Origin of the sequence: Streptomyces sp. HB132, assembly GCF_016909575.1 — a bacterium.
Classification (GTDB): Bacteria; Actinomycetota; Actinomycetes; order Streptomycetales; family Streptomycetaceae; genus Streptomyces.
The window spans coordinates 1-20,352 of the sequence record NZ_JAFBGA010000007.1 but is presented as its reverse complement, the minus strand read 5'-3'; the positions used below and the strand labels follow the sequence as shown (position 1 = coordinate 20,352).

The window sequence follows — 20,352 nt, the reverse complement described above, 5'->3', positions numbered from 1 at the left end:
CACTCCTTCTTTGCCTGAGCTCACTCGGGGAGGAGACGGTGCTCCGGCCCGTGACGGACTAGCGGGCAGCCACTTCCGCGAGGATCGTGTCGCCGTGGTACCAGGGGTTTCCGGCGGCCTCGGAGATGAGGTTGCGGGACTGCGTCTCGTGTGCGCGGCCGAGAGCCAGCGTGAGGTGCTGGACGAACTCCAGGGCGGTGAAGTACTTGCGCATGAAGGTGGGTTCGGTCATGGGGATCTCGATGACCTCGATGTTCCGGTTCTCCGGGCGGTCGCCCGTGAGCAGACCCATCAGGTTCTTCCGCTTCGCCTGGGTGTACTCGTCGTCGTCCGCGTCGGTGAAGACGAGCACACTGTGCTTGCGCGTGGGGTCCGACAGCGTCGCCACCTCGCTGTGGCAGAACTCGTGGAAGTAGTTGCGGGTGGCCGGCACCATGGCGATCTCGTTGAGGTGCATCTTGGCCAGCTTGAGCAGGCTCTCGTGCCACACCGGCGAGGCGATCATGATGATGTTGGCGTCGCGGCTCCGCTGCGCCGCCGTGCGTGCCAGCTCACGGTGGGCGTCGGTGAAGTCGTGGGCCAGGTGGTCCGGGAGGGCCCGCACCTCGTCGCCGAAGTCCTGCGCGACGAGGCCCAGCCGGTGGAAGACGTCCAGCAGGATCGCGAAGTACTGACCCACGTGGAACAGGGGGTACTCGCGGTCGGGCTCGCTCAGCTCCCAGCGGAGGATCGACACACCGGCCTGCCGGCCCAACTCGGCCAGACGCCCGCCGGAGGTGAGCAGGACCATCCGGTCGTGGGCGCGCGTCAGCGCGTGGAAGGCTCGCGCGGGCTCCAGGGAGTGGCCGCTGTAGGAACTCAGGATGATCAGCGTCCGGTCGTCGTCGATGACGGAGGACGGCAGCAGGTAGGCGTGGTCGTAGTCGTTGAAGACGTGGAACTCCACGTCGGTGCCGGTCGAGATGAAGAAGGCTCGGACGACGTCGGAGACGATCGCCGAGCACCCCATGCCGGTGAAGACCAGGCGCTTGAAGTGACCTGCGGCTATGCGGGCGCGCAAGCCTTCGGACAGCTCGTCCAGCGAGTATTCATCGGACTTCGTGAAGCCCTTCCGGTAGTTCTCGGAGAGAAATTCCTCGTACCGGTCCATTCGAGTACGCATGTGCACAGCCTCTTCTCAGAAAGTTGGGGAATGCCTTCTCGCACATGTAACGGTGATCACCACATGAACTGCCCGCCGTCCACGATCAACTTCTGACCGGTGACGTACGAAGATTTCTCCCCGATCAGGAACTCGAGCGCGTCGGCCATCATGTCGACGTTTCCGATTCGGTGCTGGGGGATCTCGTCGAGCAACTTGTCGCGCCAGCTCGGTTCGTCCGTCCGGAATCGCGTACGCATCTCCTCGGTGTCAATCATTCCGGGAATGAGCGAGTTGACGCGAATGGTCGGGGCGAGCTCCATCGCGAGGCACTTCGTGAAGTGCAGGAGCCCCGCCTTGCTGGCGCAGTAGTTCAGTCCGTCGAGCCGCGGACGGATCCCCGTGGTGGCCGCGACGTTCACCACCGATCCACCGCCCGCCTCGAGCATCTTCGGCGCGAGCATCCGCGTGAGGTAGAACGGCGCGGACAGGTTGGCCGCGATCACCTTGTCCCAGTCGTCGAACGACATGTCGAGGAAGGGACCGTCGATGTTCCGCCCGGCGTTGTTGACCAGCACCCTCGGCGCCCCGTACTCCGCGAGCAGCTCTTCCGCCACGGTGACCACCGCGTCGGGGTCCGCCAGGTCGGCCTGCAGGGCCCGGAAGGAGTCGCCGAACTCGCGCTCGGCCGCGGCGGCGGACTCCTTGTCGCTCCGATGGAGCGCCACGACCTGATACCCCAACGACACCAGGCGTCCACTCAGTCCGAGCCCGATGCCTTTGGTGCCGCCGGTCACGACCGCGAATTCCTTGTGCACCCTCATGTCTCCTGTACGCATCGATGGACTGGCCGGAAGAAGAAACTCATCTGATCCTGCAACCAACCCAGGAAGAATCAATTCGGGGATGTCGGCAGGGGCAGGAAGACCGACCGGTCGTCAACTGACCGACGGAGGCTGCCTGCAGTGAATGCGGCACCCATTTCGGAGACCCCGCCCAGCCTAGCTCCATTACATTCGCTCCAGCAAGGACGAATTCCGGGCGGCACATCACACGGGAAATGAGGGCCGCCCGTGCGGTCACGTTCGCGGCGTCAGTCTGCAGCGGACCTGACCGGTGGGTCGCAGGGTGATTCCTGTGTTCAGTGGGATGTCGGTGTCGACCGCGGTGAACGAGTAGTTCTGGAGCAGCACGCTCAGCGTGAGGGTGGCGTTCAGCATCGCCAGGTGCTGGCCGATGCACGCCCTCGGCCCGCCGCCGAACGGGAACCACGCGTAGCGGGGGCGCTCGGCCTCGCGCTCCGGCAGGAACCTGTCCGGGTCGAACGTGTCGGGGTCCTCCCAGATGTCGGGACGGCGCTGGACGACACCCGAGCTGACCACCACATCGGCGCCGGCCGGAATGGTGTACGAGCCGACCCGCACGTCCTCGGTGGTGATGCGACCCTGGGCCGGCGCCGCGGGGTGGAGACGGAGCGTCTCCTTGAGCACCTGTGTCAGGTAGGGAAGCTTCTCCAGGTCCTCGGCGACGGGCTCACGACCGCTCAGCACGCGGTCGACCTCCTGGTGCGCACGCGCCTGCACCTCGGGGTGGCAGGCCAGGAGGTGCAGGGTGAGGCCCAGCGTGGTGGCGGTCGACTCATGGCCGGTGACGAGGAAGACGAGGACCTGGTTCCGGGTCTCCTCCGCACTGATCGGGTTGCCGTCGTCGTCGTGTGCCCTCGCCAGCAGGCTGAGCATGTCGTTCCGGCCGGCCGGAGCGGTCGAGTCCTCCGTGCGGCGGGTGGAGATGATCTCGTCACACACCTCGTACAGCTCACGGTGTGCCTTGGCGGCGCGCAGATTGCCTGGTGTGGGCACCTTCCGGGACAGGTTCACCGGGGCGAAGGCCCGCTTGACCGCATAGGCGTTGATCAGCGGGAAGTTGCGCTGAACCGTGGGAACCATCGCGTCCACGTCGCTCTTCCGGCCGAACAGGATGCGGGAGATCGTCCGCAGCGTGTGCCCGGTCATCTCCTCCGCCACGTCGACGGTCGCGTCCGGTGCGGTCCGCCACCTTTCGACGAGGCTGCCCGTCTCCTGGGTGATCTCCGAGCCGTACTCGTTCACCTGACGAGGCGTGAACAAGGACTGGAGCATGCGGCGCTGGCGGAGGTACTCGTCCCCCATGCTGGTGAGCAGTCCGTTGCCGAACGACTGCCGCAGCTCCCCGAGGAACCGGTTCTCCTTGCTGAACGTCTGGGCCGAGGACGCCAGCACCTGCTGAGCGCCGTCCGCCGAGAACACACCGTAGAACTCCGCCCGCATTCCCGGCGGGCCCACCGTGAACCGGACCACGTCGCCGTGCTCGCCCAGTGCCTTGAGATAGGTGCCCAGTGTGTCTTTCTGGAGGTCCATCAGCGATCCGAACAGCGGGTGTCCGGCCATGGTGGGGGGCTTCGAAACCGTCGGAGTGCTCGCGGTCATCGTGCTGTCTCTCCTTCTGTTGCTTCCCTGCCGGGCCGCGTCCTGCAGGCCTGACGCGTCGGGTGATGCGGGTGCCGGCCGGTGCTCGACCGGGCATGTGCTCGTCGGAAGCGGATCCGTCCAGGCCGTTGCGATGAACTCCAGGCAGTCCGGCCGCCCCGCGGGTCCGAAGACCACCGTCCAGCCGGCCGGGACGTCGACGGCCGACGGCCACAGCGAGTGCTGCCGCCGGTCGTCGACGAGGGCGAGGTAGTCGGTGTCCGGTCTGTCGAAGGGGTTGGTCATCAGGGCGTCCTCGGTGAGTCCGGCGTCGCCTCCGCGGCGGCGAGCAGGTGGGCCACGTCCGACTGCGGGGACGCCGCGATCTCGGCGAGCAACCGCTCGTAGGCGCGGGCCATGCGCCCGGCGGTTCGCGGGGCGAAGAGGTCGATGCTGTACTCCAGGTAGCCCCGCAGCCCCGCCGCGGTCTCCTCGACGACGAGGTTGAGGTCGTACCTGGTGGTGGTCGTCGCGGGACGGATGGGCAGCACCTCGAGGTCCGTCTCGTCGGCGCCGGCCCCGCCGGGGGCGGCGGGCAGCAGGTTGAACATCACCTGGAACAACGGGGAGCAGCCCGGCTCCGGGGTGGGCACCAGGGATCGGACGAGGTCGGGGAAGGGCAGGTCCTTGTGTTCGTGCGCCTCGGTGGTGACGCGTCTGGTCCGCGCCAGGACGTCGGGGAAGGAACGATCGGCCGGCGCATCGAGACGGAGCGTCAGCAGGTTGACGAAGTAACCGACCACGCGATCCAGTTCGCTCCGCGGACGGTTCGACACCGCGGTGCCGACGGCCAGTTCGCCGCAGTCCGCGTGACCGGCCAGCAGCACGGCGAAGGCCGACAGCAGGGTCATGTAGAGCGTGGCCCCCTGCTCCTGGCTCAACCGGCGCAGTCGTGCCAGCAGGTCGGCGGAGATCTGGAGATCCACCGACGATCCCTGGTACGTCTTGACCGGGCATCGCTCGTAGTCGGTGCGCAGCGGCAGGCAGGCGGGCAGCCCGGCCAGCTGCCGCCGCCAGTAGTCCTCCTGGCGGGACAGCTCCCAGGCGTCGGTCGTGTGCGCCTGCCAGCGAGCGAACTCGGCGTATGACAGGGGAAGTTCGGGTAGTTCCGGCGCCTTCCCCAGGACGCGCGCACGGTACAGCTCGAGCAGCTCGGCCAGTACGACGTTCACGGACCAGCCGTCGAAGACGCCCCATGGCCGGGTCAGCAGCCCGATGTGCTGGTCGTCGGACACGGTGAGCAGGTGTGCGCGGACCGCGTACGGGTCCTCCGGTGCGAAGGGGCGCAGCCGCTCGGCACGCAGCCACTCGGTGACCGCCTCCGCGTCGACGGCCGCCGGCCGTACCGCGAAGCCGTCGGCGGGATGGACGCTCTGGGTCACGGCGCCGTCCTGCCGGGCATAACTCGTACGCAGGACCTCGTGCCGTTCCACCAGCTCCCCCACGGCACGAGCGTAGGCATCGCGATCCAGGGAGCCGTTGATCCGGAAGGCCAGCTGGACGTTGTCGTGCGCCGTCCCCAGGTGTGCGGGCCGGTCGAGGAACCACAGGTCGCGTTGTTGGAGCGTGATGGGCGCCGGCCCCCGCTCCCCGCCCCCTGCCCGGTCGGCCGGGGCCGACGCTTCGTCTTCCCGCTCCGCCGGCTGTTCCAGGACCGCGGACATCTCTTCGATGCTGGCCCCGCTGAAGATCAGCTGGAGCGGCAGCTCGGCGCCGGTCTCCTTCCTGATCCGCAGGGTGAGGCGGGTCGCGAGCAAGGAGTGTCCGCCGAGATCGAAGAAGTTGTCCTGGATCCCGACCTGGGTGAGACCGAGGACGTCGGCGACGATGCGGCACAGCACGTGCTGTGCCTCGGTCCGCGGGGCGACGTACCGCTCCTTGGTCACGTCGGTCTCGTCCGGGTCCGGCAGCTCCCGTCTGTCGACTTTGCCGTTCCGTGTGACCGGGAGTTCGTCGAGGATCACGAACACGCCGGGCACCATGTAGTGCGGCAGCTGCGCGGAGAGGTGCTCCTTGAGCGCGCGTGCCAGCGACTGCCCTCTCTCGCCGAGTTGCGGATGATTGGTCGCGGCGGGTGCCCGGTAGGGCTCACGTGCCCGTACGCCGGGCAGTTCGCCACGTCCGAGCACCAGGTCGAGACCGTCGAGCCGGTCCTGTGCCCAGGTGGCCGCCACGTGGAAGCCCAGCTCCTCGGCGTACCGGAGAACGGCTTCGAGCTCCGTGACCTCGTCCGCGCTCCGTGTTCGGGGCGCGAGCGGCTCGGCCGCTCGGGGATGCGGCCTTCGCCCGAGCTCCGCGCCGAGGCGGACGGCGTCGGTGACACGGGGGTTGGTCAAGCCGCTCACCCCGAACCGGTCGGGGACTCCGCCGTCCAGGAGGGCGCGCAGCTCCGCCGGGGAGGCGGCCTCCAGCCACGGCAGGGAGACGGCCGGTACGACGTCCTTCCGCAGGATCACGTCGTAGCGGTAGGCGAGTGCCTCGTGCCCTCCCTCGCGCCCGACGACGAGGTCGACCGCTCCCAGCTCCGTGAAACGCTCCGGCAGCCGCGCGAAGTACGTCGGGCTGACGAGCAGTTCCCGCTCCTCGCGCCGGCCTCGCCGCACGTGGCCGGCCAGTTCGTCGACGGTGGTTCCGGTCTCCGCGCGATCCCACTCGGTCGCGCAGAGCTGGGCGGTGAACAGATCCAGGTTCCGGACATCGCCGACGAGGATGCTGCCGCCGTCCGCCAGGAGCGGGACCAGGACGGCGAGCACCTTCTCCAGGTACTCCTCGTTCGGGAAGTGCCGCACCACCGAGTTGAGGACGATCGTGTCGAACTCCCCGCCGGGCAGCAGTTCCGCCACGGACAGCACGTCTCCCTGGGTCAGGGTGACGTGCGACCATCCTCGGCGTGCCACATCGCGGCGTGCCGCTTCGAGAGCCGCGGCCGACGGGTCGAGCGCGTGCACAGAAGCGCAGTCCGCGGCGTAGCGCAGGAGCAGTTCCCCCCCGCCGCAGCCGATCTCCAGCACCCGCTCGGGACGTATGCGCGCGAGGTGCCGGGCCGCCGCCTCTACGGGTCCCCGGCCGGTGGATACGGTGCCGGACGCGGACCGGTCGTCGGAGTGCCGCCGCGCGCGTTCGAGGTGGGCGGCGTTCTCCTCCTGGTCAGCGGTGTGCAGCCACTGGCTGGTCGGGCTCACGTAGGCGGCGAGCGTGCGGGCGGCTCCGCTCCCCCGCGGCACGACCACGGCACGGTGTACCGAAGGATGCTTGAGCAGCGCGTTCGCGACTTCGCCGGGTTCCACGCGGAAGCCGCGCACCTTGACCTGGTCGTCGACGCGGCCGAGGTAGTCGAGCGTGCCCTCCGCACGCCATCTCACCAGGTCACCGGTGCGGTACATGCGTGTTCCGGATTCGAACGGACTGGCCACGAACCGCTCGGCGGTCAGGTCCGGCCGGTTGAGATAGCCGCAGGCCGTGCCGTCGCCGGAGGCGTACAGCTCCCCGGGCACGCCGAGCGGTACCTGTCGCAGTGCCTCGTCCAGTACGTACACCCGGGTGTTCCACACCGGAGGACCGATGGGCACGGCCTTCGCTCCGGGCTCGGCCCGGTAGCGGCAGGCGGTGATGGGGCCGCCCTCGGTGGGCCCGTACAGGTTGTGCAGTTCGGCGTCCGGCAGCACGCGTGCGAACCGTTCGGCGAGCTCGACCGGAAGCGCCTCGCCCGCGGTCTCGACCCGGCGCAGACCGGTGCACAGTTCCGCCGTCGGTTCCGACAGGAACTCGGCGAGCATGGACGGGACGAAGTGGAGGTCGGTGACCCGCTCCGCGCGGATCAGCCGTGCGAGGTACTCCGGATCCTTCTGCCCCTCGGGACGGGCGATCACCACTGCCGCGCCCACCTGGAGCGGCCAGAACAGTTCGGGCACCGAGACGTCGAAGCCCACCGACGTCTTCAGGAGCATCCGGTCGTCGCCGCTCATGCCGTAGTGGCTCTGTTTCCACGCGGTCCAGTTCAGGCCGGCACGATGCAGGATCACCACGCCCTTCGGCCTGCCCGTGGAACCCGAGGTGTAGAGCACGTACGCGGCGTCGTCCCTGCCCACCTCGACGCGGGGGTTGTCGTCCCGGCCGCCGGTGGCGTCGGGCAGCTCCTCCAGGACGAGCAGCGGCGCGCTGTCGGCGAGCACCTGCTCCACGCGCTCGTCCGGGAGGTCGGTCTCCAGGGGGAGGTACGCCGCTCCGGTCTTCACCACGGCGTTGACGGCGACCACCAGGTCGAAGGAGCGCGGCATCCGGATCGCGACCCGCTGCCCGGGCCCGGCACCCCGCTCGATCAGCCAGTGTGCGAGCCGGTTGGCACGGGCGTTCAGTTCCGCGTACGAGAGGGTGCGGCCCTCGTGGACCAGCGCGGTGCGGTCCGGGGTACGTGCGACCTGCGCCTCGAACGCGGCGGGCAGCGTCTCGTGCGGGAGGGGCGTCGCCGTGTCGTTCCACTCGGTCAGGCGCTGCCGGTCGCTCGCCGGCAGTACGTTGACGTCCAGTGCGGCGGTATCGGCCCCGTCGTCCGTCGCGAGGGCGTCGAGAAGGCCCGTCAACGCCGTTTCGAGACAGTCGGCCACCGCCTCGCAGGTGACCGTCTCCTCGACCTGGATGTCCAGGGACAGTTCGGTACCGAAGTCGTCGAGCGAGACCGTCACGGGGTAGTTGATGGCATCCACGGCCGCGAGGAAGCGCAGCCCGTGGTCGTCGATGCGCGGCAGCGACTCGTCGTGTTCCGCCTCGAAGTGACGGAAGTTGACCACAGCGCTGAACAGCGGGGCGTCGCCGTCCAGGCCGCTGCACCGCTGGACCTGGCTCAGGGGGCTCTGCTCCCGCGCGATGAGCTCGCGCAGGCCGGTGTCGACGTCCGCGACCAGCTCACGCACGGTGCGGTCGGCGAGCCGGGTGCGCAGGGGAAGCGTGTTGATGAAGTTGCCGAGCATGCGCTCCACCCCGGGCACGCCCTGCAGGCGCCCGGACATCACGGCGCCGAACACCACGTCGTCGCGCCCGCTGGTGGCGGCGACGAAGCAGGCCCACGCCGCGTGAAAGAGACAGGCCGGGCTCACCCGCAGCCGCCGGGCCTGGGCGCGCAGGTCGTGTGCGAGGGGCTCGGGCAGCGTTCGGCGCAGCCGGCCGACCCGCCTTCCGTTGCCGTGCACGTCGATGAGGCCGAACGGCGCCGTGGGTTCCGTGACGTCCTCGAGGGCCGCCCGGAAGTAGGCCGTCGTGTCGTCCGCGGTGTGCCTGGCCAGGGTGTGGGAGACGAAGTCGCGGTAGGGCGCCGGAGCGGGCAGCAGGTCGGCGCGGCCCGCCATGTGCGCGGCCAGCTCCTGCAGGATCAGGCGCAGGGAGGTGGCGTCCTCGATGAGGTGGTGGGCGGTCAGGAGCAGGTGGCGCCGCTGCGATTGCGGCTCCTCGGCGACGACCAGGCGCAGCAGCGGTGCGCTGTCGAGGCGCATGCGTTCCTGGCGGGCGAGCAGTTCCCTCGCCTGCTCCTCGGGGTCCCGGCCGGCGGCGAGCCTGGTCCGTTCCACGGGGAGCCGCGCGCTCCGGTGCACGACCTGGACCGGTTCGGGCAGGCCGGCGGTGAGAACGGCGGTGCGCAGCACGTCGTGACGGTCGACGATGCGCTGCAGCGCGTCGATGAACCGGGCGCACGCCTGCTCGTCGTCCGCCCGGTAGAGGGTGGAGACGAGGTACGGGTCGTTGTCGGGGTCCATCAGGTGGTGGAAGAGGATGCCCTCCTGCGTGGGAAGCAGGGGGTAGACGTCCTGGATTCCGGCGGCCCCGCCGGGCACGGCGGCCACGACGGTGTCGATCTGCTCCTGTGTGAGGTCGATCAGCGGAAGCAGGTCGGGGGTGAGGCGCTCGCAGTCCTCCGGGATCAGGTTGGCCGGAACGGTGTGCGCGGGCGCCGCACCGGTCGCGTCGACGCGCGTCGCCAGATCGGCCAGCGTGGGCGCGGTGAAGACGTCCTGGACCGTGACGTGCAGGCCGCTTTCCTGCAGCCGCGCCACCAGCACCGTGATCATCAGGGAGTGGCCGCCGAGGGCGAAGAAGTTGTCCTCGGCGCTGATCCGGTCGACGTCGAAGCCGAGCAGGTCGGCGCAGATGCCGGCCAGGTGCCGTTCGGTGTCGGTGACGGGTGCGACGAAGGCGCGCCGGGCGAAGGCGTCGATGCCGGGGGCGGGCAGGGCACGGCGGTCGAGCTTGCCGTGCGCGGTCACCGGCAGGGCTGCGAGTTCGACGTACGCGCCCGGCACCATGTACTCGGGCAGGGCGCCCTCGAGATGCCGGATCAGGTCGCCGCGGTGTTCGGAGAGGGCCTGTCCGGGTTCGGGTACCACGTAGGCGACCAGGCGGGGGCTGCCGGGCTGGTCCTCGCGGACCAGGACGGCCGAGGAACGGACGGAGGGGTGCTCCGTGATCCGGTGCTCGATCTCGCCCGGCTCGATGCGGAAACCGCGCACCTTGACCTGGTCGTCGACACGGCCGAGGAACTCCAGGTCGCCGTCGGGCAGTCGGCGCACCAGGTCGCCGGTGCGGTACATGCGGGCGTCGGGGGAAGCGTCGAACGGGTTGGGCACGAACCGTTCGCGGGTCAGCTCGGGCTGGTGCAGGTAGCCGCGGGCCAGCCCCGCGCCGGCGATGAACAGTTCGCCGACGCAGCCGACGCCCTGCGGTGCGTGGGCCTCGTCGAGCACGTGCAACTGGATGTTCTGGATCGGCCGCCCGATGGGGACGGCACGGAGCGTGTCATCGGCGGGGACGGTCCAGTGGCTGACGTCGACGGCCGCCTCGGTGGGCCCGTACAGGTTGTGCAGCGGCGCGGTGTGCACTTCGTAGTGGCGCGCGCACAGGTCCGGGGGCAGCGCCTCGCCGCTGCAGAACACCTGCCGTACGGTCGTGCACCGCGCCCAGCCCGGCCCCTCGACGATGCTGCGCAGCATCGACGGCACGAAGTGCAGGGTGGTCACGCCGAACGCGCGGACGGCGGAGGTCAGGTAGGCCGGGTCGCGGTGACCGCCGGGGGCGGCGATCGCGAGACGGGCGCCGGCGAGCAGCGGCCAGAAGAACTCCCAGACGGACACGTCGAAGCTGTAGGGGGTCTTCTGCAGGACGACGTCGTCCTCGGTGAGCCGGTATTCGTTCTGCATCCACTCGATACGGTTCACCACGGCCCGGTGCTCGATCATCACGCCCTTGGGGCGGCCCGTGGAACCGGAGGTGTGGATCACGTACGCCAGGTGACCCGCGTGTGCGCCGGGTGCGGTCGTGGCGACGTCCGCGTCCAGGTCCTCGAGTACGTCCGTGCCCGCCCGGTCGCGCAGGGTGCCGTCCGGGTGGAGGACGAGCAGGTGCTCGACGCCGTCCAGTGGTTCGGCGTCCAGGTGTGGCTGGGTGAGGACCACTGCGACCCCGGAACGGTCGATGAGGTCGGTGCGGCGGGCCGCCGGGTAGGACGGCTCGATCGGCATGTAGGCGCCACCGGCCTTCAGTGCGCCCAGGATGCCCGCGACCATCTCGGCGGAACGCTCGGCGTGCAGACCGACCAGCGTGTCCGGCCCGACGCCGTGCAGGCGAAGTCCGCGGGCGATCCGGTCGGCCCATGCGTCGAGTTCGGCGTACGTCCACGAGCGGTCGGTGGTGACCAGGGCGGTGCGCTCGGGGTGGCCGGCCACCCGCTCCTCGAACAGTTCGTGCAGGCACCGGTCGTCGCTGAACGGCCGCTCGGTGTCGTTGAACACCTCGACCACCTGGCGACGCTCCCCGGCGTCGATCATGGCCAGCCGTGACACGGGCAGCGCCGGATCGTCGGCCACGGCGGCGAGCAGCCGGGTGTAGTGACCGATGAAGCGCCGGATGGTCTCGCGGTCGTACAGGTCGGGGTTGTACTCGACGGTGCCGACCAGACCGTCGGGGGACTCCCGCAGGTCGAGCGTCAGGTCGAACTTGGTGAAGCTGAGATCGAAGTCGACCGGGGAGACCTCGAGACCGCCGAGGGTGACGTCCCGCCGGGTCTGCGCCTCCTGGAGGACGAACATCGTCTGGAAGACGGGCGAGTGGGCGAGGCTGCGCTCGGCGTCCAGGGCCTCCACGACGGCCTCGAACGGGACTTCCTGATGGTCGTAGGCCTCCAGTGCGGTCTTCTTCACCTGGGCCAGCAGATCGCGAAAGTCCGGGTCACCGGCGAGATCCGCCCTCATCACGAGGGTGTTGGCGAAGAAGCCGACGAGGTCCTCGACCTCGCGGTGCCCGCGGTTGGCGACGACCGTGCCGACGGCGATGTCCGTCTGACGGGTGTAGCGGTTGAGGACGACGGTGTACGCGGCCAGCAGGGTCATGTAGAGCGTGGCTTCATGGACCTTGGCGACGTGGCGCAGGGGGCTGAGCAGTTCCGCCGGGCAGGTGAAGTTCTCGCGGGCCCCCCTGTAGGTCTTCACGCGCGGGCGTTCCCGGTCGGCGGGCAGCGTCAGCCGTGGGTCGACCCCGGCCAGCCGATGCTTCCAGTAGGCCGTCTGCCGGTCCCGCAGGTCGCCGGCGAGCCGCTCACGCTGCCAGTGCGCGTAGTCCGCGTACTGCACGGGCAGTGGCTCGAGCGGATCGGGACGGCCCGCGCGGAACGCCTCGTACAGGGCGACCAGGTCGCGGAAGAACACGCCGACCGACCAGCCGTCGGACACGCTGTGGTGCGTGGTGACGAGCAGGTGGTGCTCCTGGTCCGACCGGCGCAGCAGCCTCACCCGGATCAGCGGCCCGTGCTCCAGGTCGAACGGGGCCGCGGCCTCGTCGTGACATATCGCGGCGAGCAGCGCCGGGTCGCTCAGTTCCTCCTCGGCGACCCTGAAGTCGCGGCCGTCACCGATGACCTGTCGCGGTACGCCGCTGTCGTCGGCGAACCGGGTGCGCAGCACCTCGTGCCGCCGGACGATCGCCGCCAGCGCGCGCAGCAGCGCGGGGCGGTCGAGGCGGCCGCGCAGGCGCATCGCCATCGGGATGTTGTAGGCGGCGCTGGTGCCGTCCAGCTGGGCGAGGAACCAGAGCCGCTGCTGGGTGAAGGACAGCGGCACGGGCGTGCCCTCGGTCCGGGGCAGCCGGGGGATGGTTTCGAGCGCGGAGAGGTCGACGCCCTGCTTGCGCAGCAGTGCGATCAGTGCGCGCTGCCGCTTCTCCGGCAGGGAGCGGATCTTCCGGATGAGCTCGAGGCCGGTGTCGTGACTGGTGGTGTCCATCGTCGTCCCCCTGCCTCAGTTCTCGGTTTCCAGTGCGTCCAGTTCCTCGTCGCTCATGTGCTCGACGAGGGCGATGCCTTCGAGGATCAGATCCAGCTCGGCCGTGCTCGTGTCCCCGGCCACGAGGAGCCGTTCCCGCAGTTCCTGGGCCATGGCGGAAAGGCGCGGTGCGGCGAAGACCGCTTCGACCGGCAGCTCGACCCCCGCCCGCTCCTTGAGCAGGTTGATCAATCGGGTGGCCAGCAGCGAGTTGCCGCCGACCGAGAAGAAGTCGGTCCGTGCGGTCAGCGTGGCCGCGTCGACCTGGAGGACGTCGGCCCAGGCCCGTCCCATGGTCTGCTCGGCGTCGGTGACGGCGCCGGCGGGTGGCACGGGGTCCTGTGCCCTCGGCTCCGGTGCGGCCGCCTGCGAGTCACGTCCGACCCAGTAGCTGCCCGCCCGGAACGCCGTGGCCGGCAGGGGCACCATCCGGCGCCGCCCCGTGTGCAACGCGTTCCAGGGCACGCGGACCCCGCACACCCACAGGGCGGCCAGTTCCTCCAGGGCCCGGTCCTCGGCGAGCCCGGCGAGGAAGTCCTCGCCCCGGGCGCCGGACAGGGCAGAGGCCCAGGGCCCGGGATCGTCGTCGGTGTTGCCACGGTAGACGGGCACGGTCGAGGGCGTGCCCGCCACGTGTGCGGCGAGTGCCTGGGCCAGTTCGGCGCGGTCGGCGGCGACCACGGCGAGCCGCTCGGTCATCGGCTCGCGGCCCAGTTGCGTGGTGTACGCGATGTCCGCGAGGCTCACGGTGGAGTCGGTGGCGTCCTCGTCGGGCAGGTCCGCCAGGTGGTCGAGCAGGCGCAGTGCCGCCGCGGACAGGCGTTCCTCGCTCCGGGCGGAGAGCACGACGATCTGCGGCGCGGTGTCCGGGGTGACGGTCCGTACCCCTGCCGCGGTCAGCGGTTCCTCCACGACCATGCTGACGTGGCTGCCGCCCGCCGCCACACAGTTGATGAGGGCACGGCGGGGCCGGGGCGCGCCGCCGGTGTCCGTTTCGCCGGGCGGTTCCCAGTCGGTCAGCCGGTCGCACAGTTCGAGCGGCGAACCGTCCAGGTCCAGTCGGGGGTTGGCGGCGCCCACGTCGACGAGCGGCGCGATCTGGCCGTGCTGGAGCTGCAGGACGACCTTGGTGAGCTGGGCGATGCCGGAGGCCGCCTCGGGATGCCCGAGGTTCGACTTCACGGCGCCGACCCGCACCGGGGCGGTGGCATCGGCGAACACATCGCGCAGGGCCCTCAGTTCGACCTCGTCGGAGAACGCGGTGCCGTTGGCGGCGGACTCGACGTAGCCGATGGAGCCGGGTTCGGCACCCGCCCGCTCCAGCGCCCTGCGCATGGCCGCGACCTGGGTGCGGTGGCTGGGCGTCATGAAGCCGTTGGAGTGGCCTCCGTGCAGCGAGGACGTGCTCTTGAGGACCGCGAGGACGGTGTCGCCGTCGCGCATCGCCGCGTCCAGCGGCTTGAGCAGTACGGCGCCGACCGCCTCGGCGGGCAGATAGCCGTCACCGTCGCGGAAGCTGCGCGCGCCCGGGTGGGTACCGAGCAGCTGCATCTCCGAGAGCGCGACGTACTTGTCCTCGTGCACGGTCAGGTTGACCCCTCCCGCGACGGCCAGCTCGCACTCGCCGCGCAGCAGGTCGGCGCAGGCCAGGTGGACGGCCATCGCCGAGGAGGTGCACATGCTGTCCACGGCGAGGCTCGGTCCTTCGAGGCCGAAGAAGTGGGAGACGCGGTTGGCGATGAGGTTGTAGGAGGCCGCCGAGGTGAGCGCCGCGAGCACCGGTTCGGAGGCGTCCGCCCGGTACATCTGGTACGCGGCTCCGACGTACACGCCGACGCGTCGGTCGTAGCGGCGCTCGATCACCTCCTGGGTGATGCCACCCTGTTCGAGCAGGTGCCACACGGTCTCGAGGAACATCCGCTGCTGCGGGTCCATCGCGGCGGCCTCGCGGGGCGAGATGCCGAAGTGCAGCGGGTCGAAGCGGTCGACACCGTCGAGGAAGGCGCCGTATCGGGCGTCCTTGCCGGTCTTCCACCGGTCGGCCGGTACCTCGGTGACGCAGTCCCGGCCCTCGCGCAGCGCGGCCCAGAAGGCGTCCAGGTCATCGGCGTGCGGATAGCGTCCGCCGATCCCGATGATTGCGATGTCCTGGCCCGTCGGGGGCGGGACCGGAACGGGGGCGGTGGTGTCCGGCCGGGCCGTACCGGTTGCGGCGGTCTGCGGCTGAGTGACCTCGGGTGCCGGCTCGCCGACGAGCGAGCGCAGCGCCTGCGCGTGCTCGTCAGCGAGGTACCGGGCCAGCCCGCGCACCGTCCGCACCTCGAAGAGCAGTGTGCGCGACAGTGGCCCGAAGGTGTCCTCGAGCGGCTCGACCATGGTCACGGCGAGCACCGAGTCCATGCCGTACCGCTCCAGCGGGGTGTCGGGGTCGAGGCGCTCGGGCCCGAGCTTGAGGGCGGAGGCCAGCACGCGTCTGAGGTGGGCCACGGCGCGGTCCACGACGGGACGTACGGATCCGCCGCCCGCGACGGTGGCGGGCGCGAGGGCTTCCGGTGCCGAGGCCGCCGAGGTGCGCGCCGCCGCGGCCGGCGATGCCGGGTCCCCGGCTTGCTCCGTCAGCCGGTTCAGCAGCGCCTCACGGTCGCCCGCCACCACGAGCAGCCTGCCCTCCGTGACACCGCCGGCGGCGCCGTCCAGGGCCTGGTGCAGGGCGGCCAGACCACGTTCCGTGTCGAGGGGGGCGAGACCCAGTTCGGCCAGCTGCTCCCGGACGGGGCCCTCGGCACCCATGCCGCCCTGGTCCCACAGGGGCCAGTTGACGGACACGGTGCGGCCGTTGCGCCGCCCTTGGCTCACGAGCCGGTCACGATGTCCGGCGTAGGCGTCCATGAACCCGTTGGCGGCGGCGTAGTCGCTCTGGCCGGGGTTGCCGAAGGCGCCGGCCAGGGACGAGAAGCAGAGGAACAACTCCAGTGGCTGCTCCTGGGTCAGCTCGTCCAGGTGGACCAGACCGGCGACCTTGGGAGCGAGGACCCGGTCGAGCTCCCCGGAGGTCTTGCGCACCACGAAGTTGTCCTCGATGACCCCGGCGGCGTGCAGCACGCCGGTCAGCGGGCCGTGCTCCGCGGTCACCCTGGTCAGCAGGGCGCCGAGCGCGTCCCGGTCGGCCACGTCGACGGCCTCGTACCGGACCGTCAGGCCCTCGCCCCGCAGGGCGTCCAGCGCGGCGCGCCGCTCGTGCGTCAGCGGGGAGCGTCCGGTGAGGACCACCGCGGCGTGCGCGACCGAGGCCGCGATGTCGCGCGCGACGTGCAGGCCGAGTCCGCCGGTGCCGCCGGTGATGAGGTAGACGCCGTCCTCCCGCCAGGGCGCGGCGGGAGCCCGGGAGGCGGTGACCTTGGTGAGACGGCGTACCTGGCGGCGGCCGTCCTGGTGGCGTACCTCGGGCTCCGGGGTGGTGGTGGCCTCGGCCACGAGGCGGGCCGCGACGGTGGCGGGCGAGGCGCCGTCCAGGCACTCCAGGTACTGGGTGTGCAGCCCGGGGTTCTCCAGGTGGACCGTGCGCAGCAGCGCGGCCAGGCCCTTGAAACAGGCCAGCCGGTCACTGTCGCCGACGGCGGCCACCTGGAGCAGGGTGGGCCGGCGCACGCCCTGCTCGAGCAGCCGCCGGGCCAGCGTGAACACCTGCCGCACGGCGTCGGTGTACTGCCGGTCCAGTGTGCCGTCGGTGAGGCCGAGGACGGTGCACTCGGTCCCGGTGGGCAGGGCGGCTCGCAGGGTGTCGCCGTCGGCGGCGAGGCCGAGGACCACGACGTGCCGTTCCGGGAAGTCGCCCGCGCCCGCGGGCGTGACGTGCTGCTCGGTCCACCCGGGTCGCAGGAGCACCACGTCGGTGCCGCCGGTGGCCGGGGAGCCGGTGGGTGGTGCGGGCCGGTGTGGTGCGCCCGGGGTGTCGAGGTCGAACCAGCAGCGTTCGCGGGCGAAGGGGTAGCCGGGCAGGCTGATGCGGCGTACGCGGGCGTCGGCCGGCCAGGTGTCCTCCCAGCGCACCTCGGCGCCGTCGGTCCACCGGGCGAGCAGGTCCTCGTACGAACCCTGCCGCGTCCAGGCGTTCAGGGCGGCGCGCGTTGCCGTGGTGTCGGCGGGACGGTCCGAGCGGACGGTCCCCCGGTGCCAGGGGCCGGCCGGGGCGGGGTCGGTGGCGAAGGACGCCAGCAGCTCGCGGGCCTCCGCGAGGCTGCCGACGGCGAAGGCGAGGCGTTCCTCGAGGGCCATGCGTCCGGTCTGCAGGGTCCAGGCGATCGCGGGCAGGTCGGCGTCGGCCACCTCGCCGAGCCGGGCGTGCAGACGGCGGGCCTGTTCGACGAGCTGGGCCTCGCTCTTCGCGGAGAGCACGAGCAAGGCGGGGCGGCCGTCGGCCAGGGTCTCGGCCGGGAGGGCCGGCGGCTGGTACTCGGCGACGACGACGTGGGCGTTGGAGCCGCCGCCGCCGAAGCTGGACACCCCGGCTGTCCGTGGCAGCGTGCGCCCCTCCAGGACGGGGCGGCGCCACGGCTCCAGGGTCCGCTGGACGCTCAGCGGGGTGCGCTCGAAGTCGATGTGCGGGTTGAGGCTCGCGGAGTGCAGGCTCGGCACGAGTTCGCCGTGGCGCATCTGGAGCAGCACCTTGGTGAGGGCGGCGATGCCGGCTGCGGACTCCAGGTGCCCGATGTTGGACTTCACGGAGCCGATCGCGAGCCGCTCGGGTGCCCCGCCGGCGAGGCCGAATGCCTTTTCCAGGCCGCTGACTTCGATCGGGTCGCCCAGGGAGGTACCGGTGCCGTGGGCCTCCAGGTAGCTCAGGGCGCGCGGGTCGACGCCGGCGGCGGTGAGCGCCTCGGCGATGACCTCGCCCTGGGCGACCGGGGTGGGCACCGAGTACCCGGAGGTGCGTCCGCCGTGGTTGACCGCGGTGCCCTTGATCACCGCGTGGATCTGGTCGCCGTCGGCGACGGCGCGCTCCAGCGGTTTGAGGAGGACGGCGCCGACGCCCTCGCCGGGCACGTAGCCGTCGCCGCCCTCGCCGAAGCTCCGGCACCGGCCGTCGCTGGAGAGGAACTTGCGCTGCCCGAGTACGAGGTGCTTGTTGGGGTGCGGGGTGAGGTTGACGCCGCCCGCGAGCGCGGTGTCGCACTGACCGCTGCGGATGGCCTCGCAGGCGAGGTGGAGGGCGGTCAGGGAGGAGGAGCACATGGTGTCCACGGCCATGCTCGGGCCGTGGAAGTCGTAGAAGTACGACACCCGGTTGGCGACCGTGGACGCACTGCCCCACAGGGCGTCGGGCCTGCCGCGCTCCTGCGCCTGGGCGCCCAGGAGCTGGTACTCCTGGTACATCACGCCGACGAACACGCCGACCTTCGCGCCGCGCGAGAGCCGGTCGGGTGTGTATCCGGCGTCCTCCAGGGTGTGGTGGGCGCACTGCAGGAACAGCCGCTCCTGCGGGTCCAGGTAGTCGGCCTCCAGCAGCGATATGTGGAAGAATAGCGGATCGAACCGGTCGATGTCGTCCAGGAATCCGCCCCAGGCGCCGGCACCGGCCTCGGCGTACCGGCCGTGGTCCCAGCGGTCGGCGGGAACCTCGCGCACGCAGTCGCGTCCCGCGCGCAGGTTCTGCCAGAACTCCTCCAGGGTGTCCGCATCGGGGTAGCGGCCACTCATGCCGATGACCGCGATGTCGCCGGAGCGCACGGTGTCCGGTTCGGCCGGTCTCTCCACGGCGGGCAGCGCGCGGCTGGACAGACCGCTGAGCTCCGCGCACACGCGGCCCTGATTGTCCGTCACGGTGACGTCCAGCCGGGCCGAGGCCCGGTCGGTGCCGCTCCCGGGCTGATGCCGGATCCACGCGTACGCCCGGTCGGGCGAGGCGGCGAGGGCCTCGGCGCGGGTGAGGGCGAACGGCAGGGCGAGGGTCGCCGATCCGCCGTCGCCCAGCCACAGGCCGATGGTGCTCTGAAGGGCGCCGTCGAGGATGCTCGGGTGCAGCAGGCCGCCGGGCAGCGGTTCGGCCGCCTCCGGCAGGCGCAGCTCGGCGAGGACCTGGCGGCGGCCCTCCGTGTCCCTGCCGGTGCGCAGCTCGGTCAGGGCCCGCTGCGAGGGGCCGTACTCCAGGCCGAGGCCGCCGTAGAGGCCGTAGACGTGCTCACCGGTGTATGTCGACCCGGCACACGCGGCCCGCAGCTCGGAGAGGGGCAGGGCGCGCCGCGTGGCGTCCTCGGCAAGGCTCGCCCGGCCCTGGCCGCAGAGTGTGGTGACACCGTCGGCGCCGACGGCGAGGATCTCGTACGCGCAGGCCTCCCCACCGGTACGCACGCGCACGCGCAGCGTCAGCCCGTCGGGGCCGTACACGGCTGCCCGGAGCCACACCACGTCGGTCAGCCTGACCGCGGCGTCGTCCTGCCGGCCCAGCGTCCGGGCGACCGCCACGCGCGCCATCTCCAGGTGCGCGACCCCCGGCAGCACCAGGCCGCCACGGACCTGGTGATCACGCAGACAGGGTTCCGAGCCGTCGAAGCGGGTCTCGTACGTCGTCTCGTTCGCCGGGCCGCCGGGCACGGTCCGCTGGAGCAGCGGGTGGGCCTGCGGGTCGGAGGTGCTCGGCGAGTCGCCCTGGGCGGCGGGCGTGTTCCGGACGCCGTGGGCGTTGACGAGGTGGGACGCCATGGCCTGCAGCGTGCGGTGCTCGCCGAACACGCCCGGGGTCAGGGACAGCGCGTACCGCTCGTTCACCCGCCCGGCGAGCCGCGCGCGCCCGCCCAGGTCCAGTCCGAACTCGCTGAGTTCCGCGTCGGGGTGCACATCCGCGGGGTCCACACCGAGAAGGGCCGCCACGTCTTCGGTGAGGGCGGTGCGCACGCGGGAGAGGGCGTCGGGAGTGTCCGGGACGGGCGGAGCTGGGGCCGTTTCGACCCGGGCCTCGGCCGGAGCCGGCGTGGGCAGGGCGGGGGCCGGCATGGGCAGGGCGGGGGCCGGTGTGACGGCACCGGCAGGCAACTGAGGCTCCAGCCACGCCGAGAGCTCCGCGATCGTCCGATGCTCGAACATCACCGTCGGCGACAGCTCCACCGACAGCCGCCCCTCCAACTCCCCCACCAATGCCAGCAGATCAGCCGACCCCAAACCCAACTCGTAATAACCCAGACCCTCATCCACCGCATCCGCGGAAACACCCAGCCGAGAACCCACCAGCTCCCGCAGCACAGCCGAAACGACCGCGGAATCCACCACCGGCGCGACAGCGGAAGGCAGCACCGCGGAAGGCAGCACCGCGGACGACACGGCCGGAGCCGGCGTGGGCAGGGCGGGGGCCGGCATGGGCAGGGCGGGGGCCGGTGTGACGGCACCGGCAGGCAACTGAGGCTCCAGCCACGCC

The 20,352-nt window shown here is 71.3% G+C and carries 5 protein-coding genes; all 5 read right to left on the bottom strand.

Annotated features, from left to right (window positions below):
- Positions 1–58: 58 nt before the first annotated feature.
- Complete coding sequence (locus tag JOC24_RS17270; protein WP_205021214.1) at positions 59–1,162, bottom strand: SIS domain-containing protein; 1,104 nt, start codon at positions 1,160–1,162, stop codon at positions 59–61.
- A gap of 56 nt (positions 1,163–1,218) precedes the next feature.
- Positions 1,219–1,965 carry an SDR family NAD(P)-dependent oxidoreductase gene (locus JOC24_RS17265; protein ID WP_239580597.1) on the bottom strand — a complete coding sequence of 249 codons (747 nt, stop codon included), beginning with the start codon at positions 1,963–1,965 and terminating at the stop codon, positions 1,219–1,221.
- Positions 1,966–2,220: 255 nt separating this feature from the next.
- On the bottom strand, positions 2,221–3,891 hold the full coding sequence (locus JOC24_RS17260) for a cytochrome P450 (protein ID WP_205021213.1): 1,671 nt from the start codon (positions 3,889–3,891) through the stop codon (positions 2,221–2,223).
- Entirely contained in the window at positions 3,891–12,905 is a 9,015-nt protein-coding gene (locus JOC24_RS17255; protein ID WP_205021212.1) for a non-ribosomal peptide synthetase, read from the bottom strand. The genes JOC24_RS17260 and JOC24_RS17255 overlap by 1 nt, the downstream gene beginning before the upstream one ends.
- 15 nt (positions 12,906–12,920) lie before the next feature.
- Positions 12,921–20,294, bottom strand: coding sequence for an SDR family NAD(P)-dependent oxidoreductase (locus tag JOC24_RS17250; RefSeq protein WP_239580617.1), 7,374 nt, complete (start codon positions 20,292–20,294; stop codon positions 12,921–12,923).
- Positions 20,295–20,352 lie beyond the last annotated feature (58 nt).

Coding starts and splice junctions, on each gene's coding strand:
- JOC24_RS17270 (WP_205021214.1), bottom strand. CDS start 1,162: ATGCGTACTCGAATGGACCGGTACGAGGAATTTCTCTCCGAGAACTAC.
- JOC24_RS17265 (WP_239580597.1), bottom strand. CDS start 1,965: ATGAGGGTGCACAAGGAATTCGCGGTCGTGACCGGCGGCACCAAAGGC.
- JOC24_RS17260 (WP_205021213.1), bottom strand. CDS start 3,891: ATGACCAACCCCTTCGACAGACCGGACACCGACTACCTCGCCCTCGTC.
- JOC24_RS17255 (WP_205021212.1), bottom strand. CDS start 12,905: ATGGACACCACCAGTCACGACACCGGCCTCGAGCTCATCCGGAAGATC.
- JOC24_RS17250 (WP_239580617.1), bottom strand. CDS start 20,294: ATGCCGGCCCCCGCCCTGCCCACGCCGGCTCCGGCCGTGTCGTCCGCG.